The following is a 13,413-nucleotide window of genomic DNA, read 5'->3' as shown; positions in this document are numbered from 1 at the left end:
ATAACCGCTCCTATTTTTTTATCCGCTGAGCTGGGCTCCTAGTCTCAATTATGATTCGCTCGATTTGTATGATTTAGCTTGCTTTTAGCTTAGTAACTTCAATAAGCTTTTAATATTAAATAAAAAAACATAACAACAATAAGGAATTCACTATGAGTATCTCAGCAGAGTTAGCAATTACGGGTTTGTACACCAGCTTGCTAGCAATATTATTTATTGCCTTGTCATTCAATGTCAGCCGATTGCGCTTAAAGCATAAAGTGAGCATTGGCAGTGATGGGGTAAGGGCATTAGAAAAAGCCATTCGCATTCAAGCCAATTTTACTGAATATGTGCCGCTAGCATTAATTATGTTAGCCGTATTGGAACTGGCTGGCTTAGCTGAAATGTGGCTACACATTTTTGGCTTAACTATTTTACTAGGACGTGTGCTTCATGCCATGGGCTTAACTAAAACTTTAGGGGTTTCTCTAGCGCGCCAAATCGGTACCTTGGCAACTTTTATTATATTGCTTGTAATGCCAGTTACTTTCTTGGTGATGACTTACCTATAAGCGTTTGGCGCACTGGCTTGTAACTAATAGTCTATTGACTATTACCGCCAATTGCCTTCTGCAACTCCTTGGCTATCGCCAGTGAATAGGGCGTAGCGATAACACTTAGTTATAAAGAAAAGTATTAAGCAGTGAATACCAGAAAGTGAATATCAAACAATAAATACCAAGTAATAAACGTTAAAAAACGCGCTTTATGCGCGTTTTTTCATGGCTAATACCTAGTCAGTATCTAGTCTGTATTTAGTCAACACTTAGCCAGCGTTTAGTTTTCACTTAACAGCATACCGATATGTGGAATATCATCTTCTAGGTACATTTCGGTCACTTGTTTAAAGCCATGTCGGCCGTAAAACTTTGCCAAATGCTCTTGCGCTGAAATTTTAATCGCCCTTTCGTTAAAGTGCGCTTGGCAGGTGGCGATGCCTGTCTTTAGCAGATCATGACCTAAGCCTGTGCCGCGAGCGCTATCAGCAATAATCACGCGGCCAATGCTGTTGTATTCTTGATAAGTGGTTCCTTTAGGAAGAATACGTAAGTAGGCCACAATGTTATCGCCACTATACTGGAATACATGCAAAGTTTGAGGGTGACGATCTAGGTCGTCAAGGTCGGGGTAATAGCAGGTTTGCTCAACAACAAACACATCTATTCTAAGTTTGAGAAAATCGTAAAGCTCGTTGGTGGTAAGCTGCTCAAAAGACTTAATTTGCCAGTTCATCATAATTCAATATCGCCAAAGAATGGCGATATTGAATCACAGTTTTGCTTGTCTTAACAACTAGCTGGCTTGTTTTAATACTTGCAGGTGCCCTTCATAACTTTTGTTAGCTAAATAACTAATAATTTCCTGCTTGTATTCCTCAATGTTCATCTCAGGAAACTCTCTTGCTAACACACTATCAAGCTCACTGGGCTCTAAAAAAAGCAAATAGCCGAGAGGAAGGAACTTAGGGTTAAAGTCTTTTTGATAGACGGTTGCACGTATTTGGTGGGCAGAGTAGAACTCTTGTTTTCCGTAGCGTTTTTCAAGTGTTGGCTGCAACTTAGTGCCGTACTTTTTTAATGACCAATATCTAAACATAGCTATTCCTTAGCGTTTACAACGCGGCAGACGTCATATTGCCGCCCATAATTCAAGGTCAAGAATTATACAACTGTATTAGGCGTTTGCAACGATCAAATCAAAACAAATTGGTAACAAATTGATAACAAAATGAATAAAGTATTCAATTTAACGTAAGCATTGAGTTTTTACTTGGCTAACCCTTGTTTTGTTAGTCAGGCTAGTCGTTAGCCAGAGTCAGCTAGCACGTTTGCCAGTTAGCGCGTAAACGAGGTGTAGGTTACCATTGTAGCTCTATCTTGTTCGTCAAACTCAATCGTGCAGCTCATGCTATGAAAATTTAACCAGCTGCTGTGCACAATACGTTTACCTTGATCGCCAAGTTCAACTTGATAACGTAATAGTGGCCAATTGCCGCTCTATGCTTTCAATTGAAGTGCCTTGATTAACATTCCCACACAAAAAGTAAACTTCTTTTCTCGCTTCGTTTGCAAAGAAGGCAAATACAATAAATGCTGATATTAGAACAATAACTAGAGTGTATTTAGGGTTTAGGAAGTGGGGGTCTAGTCATATTAAATGCGACTTTATTTGGATTTAGTATCTATGGCATTGCTACCAGTGACGTGAAACACACGTAAAATTAGCGAGAAAATCAGCGGGAGTAGAACGTCACTCCAAATGTTTAGTTAGCCATATGGCTCGGCTTATTCAGTTCAGCTAATTCAGCTCAACTCATTCAGCTCAGCTAATTTAGCTTAACTCTGGCCACTAAATTCTTCTAACGCTGAAACTGCTGCTTCAGCTTTACTACTTTGCACAAAAATATGGTCGTGATAATAAGCGGCGATAACATTAGCACTAATGCCCTTTGATGCTAACTTGCTGGCAACTGCAGCAGTAAGACCAACTGCTTCCAAACTAGAGTGAACCGTTAACGTAATTTGGCGATACGTGCCATCAAACGACAAACCTGCGGCTTCTGCCGCTGACTTTTCTAGCACCAAAGTTAACCCTTCAGATTCAATAAAGGTAGCAACTGGATTTAGCTGAGCATAATCTGCTAGCACACCAGAAACCGTGCAGAATACAAATTCTGAACCCACTAGTTTGGGGCGCATAGCGCGTAATAACTCGTCTAAATCAGTGATGCCAGACATAGTTGTTTCCTGTTATTTTGCTATAAGTGCTGCTAAAGATAATGCTAAAAGCATGTTTACTAGTAAACCTTTACAACCTTTCTTTTGGACTTGAACAAAGTCCAGCCTTTGATGCTGAGAAAATACGTGTTGTTAGGCTCTATTTGGTGGTAAATATCTTCTGATGTCGTAAAGTGCTCTTCCAATGTAATAATGTTGAACTGCGGAGATTCAATGCATTGGTACTCGCCACAAAATTCTGTCCATGTAATATTTTTTGAGAAGATTTTAACTTCAATAGTATCGACGCTAAATCGATATTGTTGATAAATTAAAGCGCTGAAAACGGCAATTGATGGAAAAAAGACCTTAGCGATTAAGCTCAATCTTTTCGAGTTTTTCTCGTGTTCACATTGGTGATTAGAGCTTTCCATTGCCACCTAATTTCTGATATTGATAACTCGGCGTTAAACTGCCTGTTGCACTTGGTTAAAACTAACGAAGAAAGAGCAAAAGCCAGCGGCATTTGCTCTTGCTAACTAGCTGATTAGCTAAGATTTAGGCGTACTATTTTCTTTAGGCGTTTTTTTATTAGCTTTTGCTCACAATAAAGGCCAATAAAACTACCGACCCCAAAAGAACAAAGTACTAAAAACCAGTACAAAATACTGTTGTCAGATTGAATACCTGAATCGACCAGACTACCCTAGACGTTTTCTTGATTCATAAAATAGGTTTTATCATAGTCAGTTGGAGACTGATTATTTAGATAACCATGTTTACGTTTGCTGTTATAAAACATTTCGATGTAATCGAAAATATCTTCCTTAGCTTTTTCTCTATTTTTGTATTTTCTTCGCTTGATCCGTTCACGTTTTAGCAACTGAAAGAAGCTCTCAGCAACAGCATTATCATGGCAGTTACCTCTACGACTCATACTGAGTGATAAATTATGCTCAGCAGCAAATCGTTGCCAGTCATAACCTGTAAATTGGCTGCCTTGATCGGAATGTATAATAACCGTTTGCTTAGGTTTTCTTCGCCATACAGCAGCGAGTAATGCACTTAAGACTAAATCAGTATGCATCATCGATTGCATCGACCAGCCAACGACTTGCCGAGAAAACAAGTCGATAACTACGGCTAAATAGAGAAAGCCTTCGTGCGTATCAATATAAGTGATATCAGTTACCCAAGCTTGATTTGGCTGTACTACATCAAACTGTCGTTTTAACTGGTTATCTGCGACCACAGAAGGCTTAGTGCCATAGTTGCCTTTGCGCTTCTTATAGCCGACTTGAGCTTGAATGCCTGATAACTGCATTAATCGATGAACTCTATTCTTTGAGCAAACTTCACCTAAATCCAACATATCACTTTGAATTTTGCGATAACCGTAAACGCAGCCGCTTTCAAGCCAAGACTGTTTGATTAAACCCGTTAAGCGCTTGTCATCCTTAGCTCGCTTGGATTCTGGCTTTTGCAACCAAGCATGAAAGCCACTGCGGTGAACTTGCAACGCTTGGCACATCAGCTTTATGGGGTATTGGTTGAGCCGAGACTTTATGAACGTGTACTTTTCTTTGACTCGCCCGCAAAGTACACGGCGGCTTCCTTTAATAGATCACGTTCTTGTTGAGTACGCTTTAGTTCTTTCTCAAGCGCTTTAATACGCTTTTCTTGCTCGGATAATTCTTGGTAGTGTTCGCTGTTACTGCCATAGCGTTTTAACCAGATATAAAGACTATTTGTCGAGATATCTAACCGTTCTGCAACGCTTGCAACGGAGTGACCTTTTTCAGTCACTTGCTTAACGGCCTGAACCTTAAATTCTTCGGGAAATCTTTTAGCGCTCATTCATCCTCCTAGGACACAAAGTTTACAACTTATTTGTGTCTAGGAAAATCTGGTCGATTCAGTTAATAATATTTCAAGGTTTTTAACTTTGACTATGTTAGCTCTGGATAAAGTTGGACAAAATGTCCACGATCCTGAAAATAAAAAAAATTTAGTCGTTATGTATAAATAAACAGTATCGATATATGCCGCTGTTAATATAAAAACGAATTTGCCGGGTACCGCTAAATTACATGGCTAGAGGTGTTAAGTGAAGTGACTAAAAGCACTATAGCTGTGACAACAATATTGATACTGAAGAAAAAAGATCAAACGAGTGAAAGTGTTAAACGTTAAACTATCAACTAGACAGTCCTAGTTTGATCTTTTTATTCAATGGAAATGGTTAAACTACTTACTATGACGCTTCTGAAGCACTTCCATTACTTCGTTTAGCTTAACCCCTTTGTCTTCAAGTAATACTAGTGTGTGGTAGAAAAGGTCGGCACATTCGCCAAGTAAGTCTTCTTTGGTTTCCGCCACGGCAGCAAGGGCAACTTCTACGCCTTCTTCACCCACTTTTTGGGCAACTTTTGTTGTGCCTCTAGCGAGCAGGCGAGCGGTGTAGCTCTCCTCGACTGGGTCGTTTTTACGTTCGCCGATAAAACGCTCTAGGTAAGATAGGAAGTTTTGCTGGCTAAGTTTTTCTTCAGGAAAACAAGAGTGATTACCTAAGTGGCATGTTGGGCCATGCGGCACTGCAGCAATTAAAATAGAGTCTTGATCGCAATCGGCTAGCACTTGTTTAACCGCGAGTACATTGCCAGAGCTTTCACCTTTCATCCATAGGCGCTGTTTTGAGCGGCTAAAGAAAGTGGCGTTGCCAGATTCCAAGGTGACTTTAAGCGCTTCTTGGTTCATAAAACCTTGCATTAACACGGCGCCGGTTGCGCTGTCTTGAATAATAGCCGGCAATAGGTTATCCATTTTCTGCCATGCTAATTCGTTAAAATTTTCGAGAGTAACAATCACGGTTAAATCCTTATTTCTACATCGGCAGCTTTTAGTGTTTGTTTCAGCTCTGCCATATCAATTATGCCTTTGTGGAATACGCTAGCAGCGAGTGCGCCGTCAACATCTGCTTGTTTAAATACGTCAGTAAAGTGGGCAATTTCACCTGCGCCACCGGAAGCGATTAAAGGGATGTTGGCAACCGCGCGCGCTTTGCTTAGTTGGTCAATATCATAACCTTGGCGCACGCCGTCTTGGTTCATGCAGTTTAAAACAATTTCACCCGCGCCCAGTTGTTGCACCCGTTCAATCCAGTCAAAGGTGTGCCAGCTGGTTTTTTGCGTGCGGCTTTCATCGCCGGTAAATTGGTACACTTGGTAAGCGCCCGTTTCTTTGTCGAAATAGCTGTCGATACCCACCACCACACATTGCACGCCAAAACGATCTGCCAAGCGTTCAATTAAACTTGGATCTTGCAGGGCAGGGGAGTTAATGCTGGTTTTATCGGCGCCCATCATTAAAATTTCACGCGCGTCTTGTTCGGATTTAATACCACCTGCGACACAAAATGGAATGTCGATCACTTCGGCAATACGGCTCACCCAGCTTTTGTCCACTACGCGGCCATCAGAGCTGGCGGTAATATCATAAAATACTAACTCATCGGCACCAGCTTGGGCGTATTTTTGCGCCAGCGGTACAATATCGCCAATGATTTCGTGGTTACGGAATTTCACCCCTTTGACTACCTTGCCATCACGTACATCAAGGCATGGAATAATACGTTTCGCTAGCATTATTGTGCTCCTTGTGTGGCGCTTTTAAAGTCGTTCGGCCATAATGCTAACGCTTCATCTAAAGTGAATTTACCCTCTAATAATGAGCGACCTAAAATTACGCCACTCACACCTGTGGGTTTAAGTGCTTCAATATCCGCTAACGAACCGATTCCGCCAGAAGCTTGCCATTGAATGCTAGGGTATTGGCTGCAAAGTTCGCTGTACATGCCAACATTGCTACCAGAAAGCGTGCCGTCTTTGCTGATGTCAGTACAAAGTACGTGAATTAAGCCTGCGGCTAGGTAGTCGTCTAACAATTCTTCAAGGTTAACGCCGCTGTCTTTAATCCAGCCGTGGGTTGGTAGCGTTTTGTTGCCTTGTTCATCAATTTTTACATCAAGCGCAAGTACAATTTTCTCGCCGCCAAATTCCACTAGCCATTCGCGTACTAGTTGCGGCTCTTTAATCGCAAGGCTGCCAATGACCACGCGATCTGCGCCCAATGCCAATAAATCGTCAACGTCTTGTTTTGAGCGCACGCCACCACCGACTTGAATAATCATGCTTGAGTGATTCACTAAGGTTTTTAGTAAGGTGAGTTGGCGTTTTGTGCTGTCTTTTGCGCCGTCTAAATCAACAAAGTGCATTACTTTTGCACCTGCTTGGGCATAGCTGGCTTGACGCTCGGCGGCAGAGGTTTGGTAACTGGTTTTTTGCTCGTAGTCACCTTGGTATAGGCGAACTACCTCGCCGTTAATTAAATCAATTGCAGGGATCAGCACCTTACATCTCCAAAAAGTTTTTAATGATTTTACTGCCGTTTGCGCCGGAGCGCTCAGGGTGGAACTGACAACCAACAAAATTGTCTTTAACAATCGCGGCTGAAAACGCGCTGCCGTATTCACAGGCTGCTGCCGTGTAATCACTCACTGGCGCGGCAAAGCTGTGTACGAAGTAGAAGTAATCGCCAACATTAATGCCAGCAAATACTGGGTGGTCAATCACTGACGTTAGTGTGTTCCAGCCCATGTGGGGTAAACGCAGTCCGTTCGCTTCAAGTGGTGCAACTGAGGTGGGAATTAAATCTAAGCAATCGATAATGTCAATGCCCTCATCCGAATCCGTTTTTGTGTGACTCAGCGCTGAACTTTCGCGGGAGTCGCTGCACATTAACTGCATACCTAAACAAAAACCTAATACCGGTTGTGTTAACCCTTGAATACAGGCCACCAAGTTTTTCTCGCGAATATTTTCCATCGCGTGCTTGGCATTACCGACACCGGGTAAAATCACTTTTTCTGCCGCTTTGATCTTGGTGACATCGTCAGTAATTTCGGCGTCAAAGCCTAGGCGCTTTATGGCAAATTTTACCGAGGAAAGATTGGCACAGCCAGTATCAACAATGACAAAGCGGCTGTTTGCTTGCTCTGGCATTACAGTGCTCCTTTGGTGCTTGGTAATTCGCTACCTTGCACGGTAATGGCTTGGCGCAATGCACGGCCAAATACTTTAAATAAACTCTCTACTTGGTGGTGACAGTTACCTTCTGTTGTGGAAAGGTGCAAGGTTACCGCCATGCTGTCGGCCAATGAGCGGAAAAAGTGCGATACCATTTGCGTTGACATCGTACCAACGCGGCTGTCGGTAAAGTTAGCATCGAATTCAAGCCAAGGGCGGCCAGATAAATCAATCGCACATTCGGCTCGGCATTCATCCATCGGCAAGACAAAGCCAAAGCGACCAATTCCGCGCTTATCACCGAGTGCTTGTTTTAATGCACTGCCTAGTGCTAATGCGGTGTCTTCCACGCTGTGGTGTTCGTCGATGTGGTAATCGCCGTCTACTGTTACCTTCAGGGCAAAACCGCCGTGCGTTGAAATTTGCTCTAGCATGTGGTCGAAAAAGCCAAGGCCAGTATTAATGCTATTGCCTGTGCCATCAAGATTAACATCAATGGTGATGTCGGTTTCTTTGGTGGTGCGGGTCACGGTTGCCTTGCGCGGCTGGGTTAATAGCTGCTCGGCAATGGCGTCCCAGTTTAGGGTGTCACGGTTGTAGCGCAGCCCTTGAATCCCCATATTGGCCGCTAGCTGCATATCGGTTTCGCGATCGCCAATCACATAAGAGTTGGCAAAGTTAACTTTACCTTGCTGCAAGTAGTCAGACACCATGCCAAGCTTTGGCTTGCGGCAGCTACAGTTGTCTTCTTCAAAGTGCGGGCATAACAACACATCGTCAAAAACCACCCCCTGTGAGGTGAAAAAGTCCATCATTTTGTTGTGTGGCAAGTCAAAATCCGCTTGCGGGTAGCTGTCGGTGCCTAAACCGTCTTGGTTCGACACCATAACAAGGCGAAAGCCCTTCGCTTGTAAGGCAAGCAGTACAGGAATAACTTTTGGCTCAAAGACCAGTTTTTCTAGGGTATCGACCTGAAAATCTACTGGCGGTTCTTCAATTAAAGTACCGTCGCGATCGATAAATAAAATATTTTGTCCACTCATTAATTTGTTTCCTGTACTGATAACGCAGAAGTATTTGTGACCAGATTTGTCATTGTTTTTTGTACTAAGTCCATCTCGCGCTTACTGCCAATAGAAATGCGTAGGCAGTTTTCCAATTGCAGTTGTTTTGATTGATCGCGAATTAATATGCCTTGCGCTTTTAGCCCGTCAAAAATGTCAGTTTTTAATGGCGTGCGAAACAATACAAAGTTGGCGTCGCTGACAAACACTTCATCGACCCAACTTTGCGTTTCTAACCAGCTAATTAGGCTTTGGCGAAGTATTTTTGTTTCTTCAACGCGCACTTTCATCAACTGTAAGTTATCACCAGTTAACGCTTGGCTGGCAATTTCTGCAACTGGCGCTGAAATAGGGTAAGGGGCGATCACTTTGCTTAGCAGCGTGATAATTTCTTTTGACGCCAGTGTAAAACCACAGCGTAAACCGGCGAGCGCAAAGGCTTTAGAAAGCGTGCGTAGCACCACTAAATTAGGGTAGTCAGCTAACCAGCTTTGCGCTGAATCTTCGGGTGAAAATTCAATGTAAGCTTCATCAACAACGACAATGGCTTTGTCTTGTGCTGCCTCTAACACGGCTTTAATTTGTGCTTTAGGTAGTAAGTTGCCCGTTGGGTTGCCCGGCGAACATAAAAACACCACATTGACGTTATCAAGTTGCTCGATGATGCCGTCAACATCCAACTGATTATTTACTTGTGGCACTTTAACAATACCTGCACCGTGGTTTTCAGCGCTAATGGCGTACATGCCGTATGTTGGCGGGCAGATTAAAATGCTGTCTTGGTATGCTGTACAGAAGGTGCGAATAATCAATTCAATACCTTCGTCAGCCCCGCGTGTTGCCAGCAATTGCTCAACAGGTAAGCCGCTATAGTCGCTGTACGCTGCCATCAAGTTTTCTGGTTGAAAATCTGGGTAGCGGTTAATGCAATCGGCGCTTAGCTGGTATTTTCCGGGCCCTGAAGCTTCGTTTGCGTTTAACCAAATTTTACTATTAAAGGCTTGCTTGCCATTAGCATCTGCATCTGCTTTTTGTAAGCGGCGTGCCGACTGATAGGGCACCATTTCGATAAGCTCAGCACGGGCGAGCTTTTCTGCACTAGATAAATCTTTCGTTGCCATTAGCCTTCACCCTCTAGTCGTATGGTTACCGCTTTTTGGTGCGCCATTAAACCTTCCGCGTTGGTTAGCTCGATGATTGCTGGCGCTAAATTTGCCAAGCCCTGACGAGTAATTTGCTGCACTGTGTAACGGCGAGAGAAATCAGCAAGCGATAAACTACTGACCACTTTTGAGTAGCCGTAAGTCGGTAGTACGTGGTTAGTCCCGCTGGCGTAATCACCAGCAGATTCTGGCGTGTAAGCCCCTAAGAAAATAGAGCCAGCGTTACGCAGTTTACCCACTAGGCTTTCTGGCTCAGCCGTTTGTACAATTAAGTGCTCTGGGCCGTAAAGGTTTGATACTTCAACAGCCATTGCGATATCGTCGGTTAAAATTAAACGACTTTTTGACAGCGCAGCACGAGCAATATCGGCACGCGGTAGTTCTGCTAATTGGCGATCTAGTGCTTCGCGTACATTGACAATTTGCGTTTCGTTATCTGACAATAAAATCACTTGGCTGTCTTCGCCGTGCTCGGCTTGCGACAGTAAATCAGCGGCAACAAAATCAGCATTTGCGCCGCTATCAGCAATCACTAACACTTCAGATGGGCCTGCTGGCATATCAATGGCAAAACCGGGGATTTTTTGTGACAGCTGTTTTTTCGCTTCGGTCACAAAACGGTTACCTGGGCCAAACACTTTATTGACGGGTTTGATTGACTCTGTGCCAAGGGCAAGGGCCGCAACCGCTTGTGCGCCGCCTACGGCATAAATTTCATCAATGCCACAAAGCTTTGCCGCAGCTAGCACTTCGGGGGCGATATCGCCATTTTTATCTGGCGGTGAGACCAATACTTTGCGCGGGCAATTGGCAAGTTCTGCTGGCACACCTAGCATCAAAACGGTCGAAGGTAATGGCGCGCTACCAGCTGGAATGTATAAACCCACCGCTTCAATGGCTTCAGTTTTTAACACACAAGTGACACCGGGGCAGGTTTCTACCACGATATCTTCTTGTTGTTGTGCTTGGTGAAAGCGTTTGATTTGTCCGTAAGCGGTTTCTAGCGCTTCAAGGCGAGCTGGTGATAAGCTATCAACTGCCGCTTGTACTTGCGCTTCCGTCACTTTCAGTGATTCAAGGCGGATGCCGTCAAAGCGCTCGGTTAGGTTGATGAGCGCCGCGTCGCCTTGCTCAGCTACTTGGTTAACTATGTTGTCGACTTGCGTGGCAAGTAAGCTGCTTTCTGCAATGGCTGGTCTTGCCAATGCGTTTTGTTGCTCTTGATCAGAGATATTTGACCAAGTAGTCGTTGGCAGTAATGACAATAAAGATTGTGTGCCCATGGTGTTTGCCCTTAACCCATCATTTTTTCAATTGGCATGACCAAAATTGAGTCACAGCCGAGTGCTTTTAATGCTTCCATGGTTTCCCAGAAGAAAGTTTCGGTGGCAACGACGTGTACTGCCACTAAGTCGTCGCGACCCGCTAGTGGCAATACCGTTGGCGTTTCTTTACCTGGCATTAGGTTGCTGACTTCTTCTAGTTTGTCTTTTGGTGCGTGCAGCATAATGTACTTGCTTTCTTTGGCCTTCATTACCCCTTGAATGCGCGGTAATAAGGTATCGAGAATCGCCTGTTTTTCTGGTGCAAGTTCAACGCCTTGGATTAGTGAGGCTTTAGAGCGGTAAATCACTTCCACTTCTTTTAAGCCATTGGCTTCAAGCGTTGCACCGGTTGATACCAAGTCACAAATGCCGTCGGCTAAGCCAACACGTGGCGCCACTTCTACAGAGCCTTTTAATAAACAAAAATCAACGTTAATGCCATTTTCTTTGGCAAAGCGCTTCATTAATTGCGGATAGGTAGTGGCAAAACGCAAACCGTCAAGTGAGGCTAGGCCGGTGTAGTTAAACTCTTCAGGCATTGCAAGTGATAAACGACAGCCGCCGAAGTTTAAGCCTGTGGTTTTAGTGTATGCAGAGTTTTGGCCTAATAACTCACGCTCTAGTGCGGTTTCTTCAAGTGTGTTGTCGCCAACAATACCTAAGTCGCACACACCGTCCATCACTAGGCCAGGAATATCGCTAGAGCGAACACGCATAATGTCGATAGGCATGTTAGTGACATGCGCTAACAGACGACGATCACCGACATTAAGTTTTAAGCCACAACGTTTAAGTAGTTGCTGTGTTTCGTCACTCAGGCGACCTGACTTTTGCATGGCGATGCGTAAGCGTGTTTCTGTAGTCATTTTCCCTTCCTAAAATAAGTATAAATTTAAAATGCTTTGTAAGTTGTCTATTTTGTTTAGTGCTAAATTGCTTGGCCATAAAACGTAAAAAACCCCGAGAGAGTTTGACTCTTTCGGGGTTTTTAGAATTCTTCAATTCGCATGCCGCTGAAAGAGCCATAGCCCTCAGCGAATAAACCTGAGCGGCTAATCCGTGTGATGGTGATGATGATGGATTTTGCTGAGGTTTAATAACATTTAAGTTGCCTTTGTTTAGCTTTTAATTAGCTTAATATTCGTTTCTATCTTTTAGTGCATAACTGTTCGTATGCGTCTTGCAAATAACAATACTGGCTAAAGTTGCGCTTCGCAACCCCTAAAAATGATTCTTTTATGACAAAAAGTTGTTAGTTATTGCTGCTAGCGCTAATGTTGTTGAAAAACCAGCCGATACAGGGGGAGAATTTCTAGCTTTTATAGTGGTCATAAATAGTAGGCATTAGCGCTGACCAATATGAAAACATCATCAACAATATTCTCTTTCATTATATTAGCTACATAAGCGGGAGAAGGTGCACAGTAAACAATGGATATTTTTACGACTCAGCTTGCAAAGCTTGCTCCAAATCGATTGCAACCGAAAAAACTCAAAGTCAATCGCTTAACCAAGCAAAGCCCTTCTAAAAATATTGATGAAGAGCACGAGCATCTAGATGCTCACGATACAACTACCACCACATTCCAACACGCGAAACAGCAATTCTCTAAAGTCGTTGATGCTGAGATAGCGCACCAACAAAATGCTAATGCGGATGATGAAGAAGGCATAGTAGATAAAAAACAAAGCTCTGTAGCATCGGAAGATGCCGAGCATACTAGTGCACCCGTAAATGCAGCAGCCCAACCTAATACCATTCAGCCGAAAATAGATAGCAACATTCAGAAGCGCGTTGAACAAGAAGGTGTCGAAGTGCCAAGCGATGAAGCATTAGCGCAGGTTGTTTACCAGCGGCCAACAGTTGGTAACTCTGTGGCTAGCGAAAAAGACGATGATCACGGCTGTAAGCACGACAAGGATCACGACAACGACCAGCATTTAGATATTTTTGTTTAATCCTCACAATCTACCGATATAATAGCGCCTTTGTTATTTTTCTCGGTAATTTTGCGCAG

General features: G+C 43.5%; 15 protein-coding genes. 2 read left to right on the top strand and 13 right to left on the bottom strand.

Features of this window, described 5'->3' with window-relative positions; all coding sequences use genetic code 11:
* Positions 1–152: 152 nt before the first annotated feature.
* Positions 153–554: an MAPEG family protein gene (locus tag DXX94_RS03915; protein ID WP_116013992.1), complete on the top strand. Its 402-nt coding sequence runs from the start codon at positions 153–155 to the stop codon at positions 552–554.
* A 265-nt stretch (positions 555–819) separates the two neighbouring features.
* Here the strand turns inward: DXX94_RS03915 and DXX94_RS03910 are convergent, their stop codons facing one another.
* From DXX94_RS03910 to hisG, 13 genes are all read right to left on the bottom strand, one after another.
* Positions 820–1,275, bottom strand: coding sequence for a GNAT family N-acetyltransferase (locus tag DXX94_RS03910; protein WP_220348169.1), 456 nt, complete (start codon positions 1,273–1,275; stop codon positions 820–822).
* Positions 1,276–1,335: 60 nt separating this feature from the next.
* A complete protein-coding gene (locus DXX94_RS03905) occupies positions 1,336–1,638 on the bottom strand; it encodes a DUF6559 family protein (protein WP_116013989.1) in 303 nt (100 codons plus the stop codon).
* A gap of 740 nt (positions 1,639–2,378) precedes the next feature.
* Positions 2,379–2,780, bottom strand: coding sequence for an ACT domain-containing protein (locus DXX94_RS03900; RefSeq protein ID WP_116013987.1), 402 nt, complete (start codon positions 2,778–2,780; stop codon positions 2,379–2,381).
* Between the two features lie 59 nt (positions 2,781–2,839).
* Positions 2,840–3,193: a hypothetical protein gene (locus DXX94_RS03895; RefSeq protein WP_116013986.1), complete on the bottom strand. Its 354-nt coding sequence runs from the start codon at positions 3,191–3,193 to the stop codon at positions 2,840–2,842.
* Positions 3,194–3,465: 272 nt separating this feature from the next.
* A protein-coding gene (locus DXX94_RS03890) for an IS3 family transposase (RefSeq protein ID WP_116013626.1) occupies positions 3,466–4,616 on the bottom strand; the annotation gives its coding sequence in 2 pieces (ribosomal slippage) (positions 3,466–4,370 and positions 4,370–4,616; 1,152 coding nt in all).
* Between the two features lie 390 nt (positions 4,617–5,006).
* Positions 5,007–5,627, bottom strand: a complete 621-nt coding sequence (gene hisIE, locus DXX94_RS03885) for a bifunctional phosphoribosyl-AMP cyclohydrolase/phosphoribosyl-ATP diphosphatase HisIE (RefSeq protein WP_116013984.1) — start codon at positions 5,625–5,627, stop codon at positions 5,007–5,009.
* A gap of 2 nt (positions 5,628–5,629) precedes the next feature.
* Positions 5,630–6,403 carry an imidazole glycerol phosphate synthase subunit HisF gene (hisF, locus tag DXX94_RS03880; RefSeq protein ID WP_116013983.1) on the bottom strand — a complete coding sequence of 258 codons (774 nt, stop codon included), beginning with the start codon at positions 6,401–6,403 and terminating at the stop codon, positions 5,630–5,632.
* The gene (gene hisA / locus DXX94_RS03875; RefSeq protein WP_116013981.1) at positions 6,403–7,167 is read right to left on the bottom strand and encodes a 1-(5-phosphoribosyl)-5-[(5-phosphoribosylamino)methylideneamino]imidazole-4-carboxamide isomerase; all 765 of its coding nucleotides are present in this window, start codon (positions 7,165–7,167) and stop codon (positions 6,403–6,405) included. The genes hisF and hisA overlap by 1 nt, the downstream gene beginning before the upstream one ends.
* Before the next feature lies 1 nt (position 7,168).
* Positions 7,169–7,819, bottom strand: a complete 651-nt coding sequence (gene hisH, locus DXX94_RS03870) for an imidazole glycerol phosphate synthase subunit HisH (RefSeq protein ID WP_116013980.1) — start codon at positions 7,817–7,819, stop codon at positions 7,169–7,171.
* The gene (gene hisB, locus DXX94_RS03865; protein WP_116013978.1) at positions 7,819–8,886 is read right to left on the bottom strand and encodes a bifunctional histidinol-phosphatase/imidazoleglycerol-phosphate dehydratase HisB; all 1,068 of its coding nucleotides are present in this window, start codon (positions 8,884–8,886) and stop codon (positions 7,819–7,821) included. Before hisB ends, hisH begins: the two co-directional genes overlap by 1 nt.
* Entirely contained in the window at positions 8,886–10,028 is a 1,143-nt protein-coding gene (hisC, locus tag DXX94_RS03860; protein WP_116013977.1) for a histidinol-phosphate transaminase, read from the bottom strand. The genes hisB and hisC overlap by 1 nt, the downstream gene beginning before the upstream one ends.
* The gene (hisD, locus tag DXX94_RS03855; RefSeq protein WP_116013975.1) at positions 10,028–11,353 is read right to left on the bottom strand and encodes a histidinol dehydrogenase; all 1,326 of its coding nucleotides are present in this window, start codon (positions 11,351–11,353) and stop codon (positions 10,028–10,030) included. The genes hisC and hisD overlap by 1 nt, the downstream gene beginning before the upstream one ends.
* An 11-nt stretch (positions 11,354–11,364) precedes the next feature.
* Entirely contained in the window at positions 11,365–12,261 is an 897-nt protein-coding gene (gene hisG, locus DXX94_RS03850) for an ATP phosphoribosyltransferase (RefSeq protein ID WP_116013974.1), read from the bottom strand.
* A gap of 565 nt (positions 12,262–12,826) precedes the next feature.
* On the opposite strand from hisG, the gene DXX94_RS03845 reads away from it, so the two are divergent.
* Positions 12,827–13,354, top strand: a complete 528-nt coding sequence (locus DXX94_RS03845; protein ID WP_116013972.1) for a hypothetical protein — start codon at positions 12,827–12,829, stop codon at positions 13,352–13,354.
* The last annotated feature ends 59 nt before the right edge of the window (positions 13,355–13,413 follow it).

The sequence above is a fragment of the Thalassotalea euphylliae genome (genome assembly GCF_003390375.1).
GTDB classification, from domain to species: Bacteria; Pseudomonadota; Gammaproteobacteria; order Enterobacterales; family Alteromonadaceae; genus Thalassotalea_F; species Thalassotalea_F euphylliae_A.
The sequence above is the reverse complement of the archived record's forward strand: the minus strand, read 5'-3'. Positions and strand labels throughout refer to the sequence as shown.

Coding starts and splice junctions, on each gene's coding strand:
- DXX94_RS03895 (WP_116013986.1), bottom strand. CDS start 3,193: ATGGAAAGCTCTAATCACCAATGTGAACACGAGAAAAACTCGAAAAGA.
- DXX94_RS03910 (WP_220348169.1), bottom strand. CDS start 1,275: ATGAACTGGCAAATTAAGTCTTTTGAGCAGCTTACCACCAACGAGCTT.
- DXX94_RS03900 (WP_116013987.1), bottom strand. CDS start 2,780: ATGTCTGGCATCACTGATTTAGACGAGTTATTACGCGCTATGCGCCCC.
- hisC (WP_116013977.1), bottom strand. CDS start 10,028: ATGGCAACGAAAGATTTATCTAGTGCAGAAAAGCTCGCCCGTGCTGAG.
- DXX94_RS03845 (WP_116013972.1), top strand. CDS start 12,827: ATGGATATTTTTACGACTCAGCTTGCAAAGCTTGCTCCAAATCGATTG.
- DXX94_RS03905 (WP_116013989.1), bottom strand. CDS start 1,638: ATGTTTAGATATTGGTCATTAAAAAAGTACGGCACTAAGTTGCAGCCA.
- DXX94_RS03915 (WP_116013992.1), top strand. CDS start 153: ATGAGTATCTCAGCAGAGTTAGCAATTACGGGTTTGTACACCAGCTTG.
- hisH (WP_116013980.1), bottom strand. CDS start 7,819: ATGCCAGAGCAAGCAAACAGCCGCTTTGTCATTGTTGATACTGGCTGT.
- hisD (WP_116013975.1), bottom strand. CDS start 11,353: ATGGGCACACAATCTTTATTGTCATTACTGCCAACGACTACTTGGTCA.
- hisB (WP_116013978.1), bottom strand. CDS start 8,886: ATGAGTGGACAAAATATTTTATTTATCGATCGCGACGGTACTTTAATT.
- hisF (WP_116013983.1), bottom strand. CDS start 6,403: ATGCTAGCGAAACGTATTATTCCATGCCTTGATGTACGTGATGGCAAG.
- hisG (WP_116013974.1), bottom strand. CDS start 12,261: ATGACTACAGAAACACGCTTACGCATCGCCATGCAAAAGTCAGGTCGC.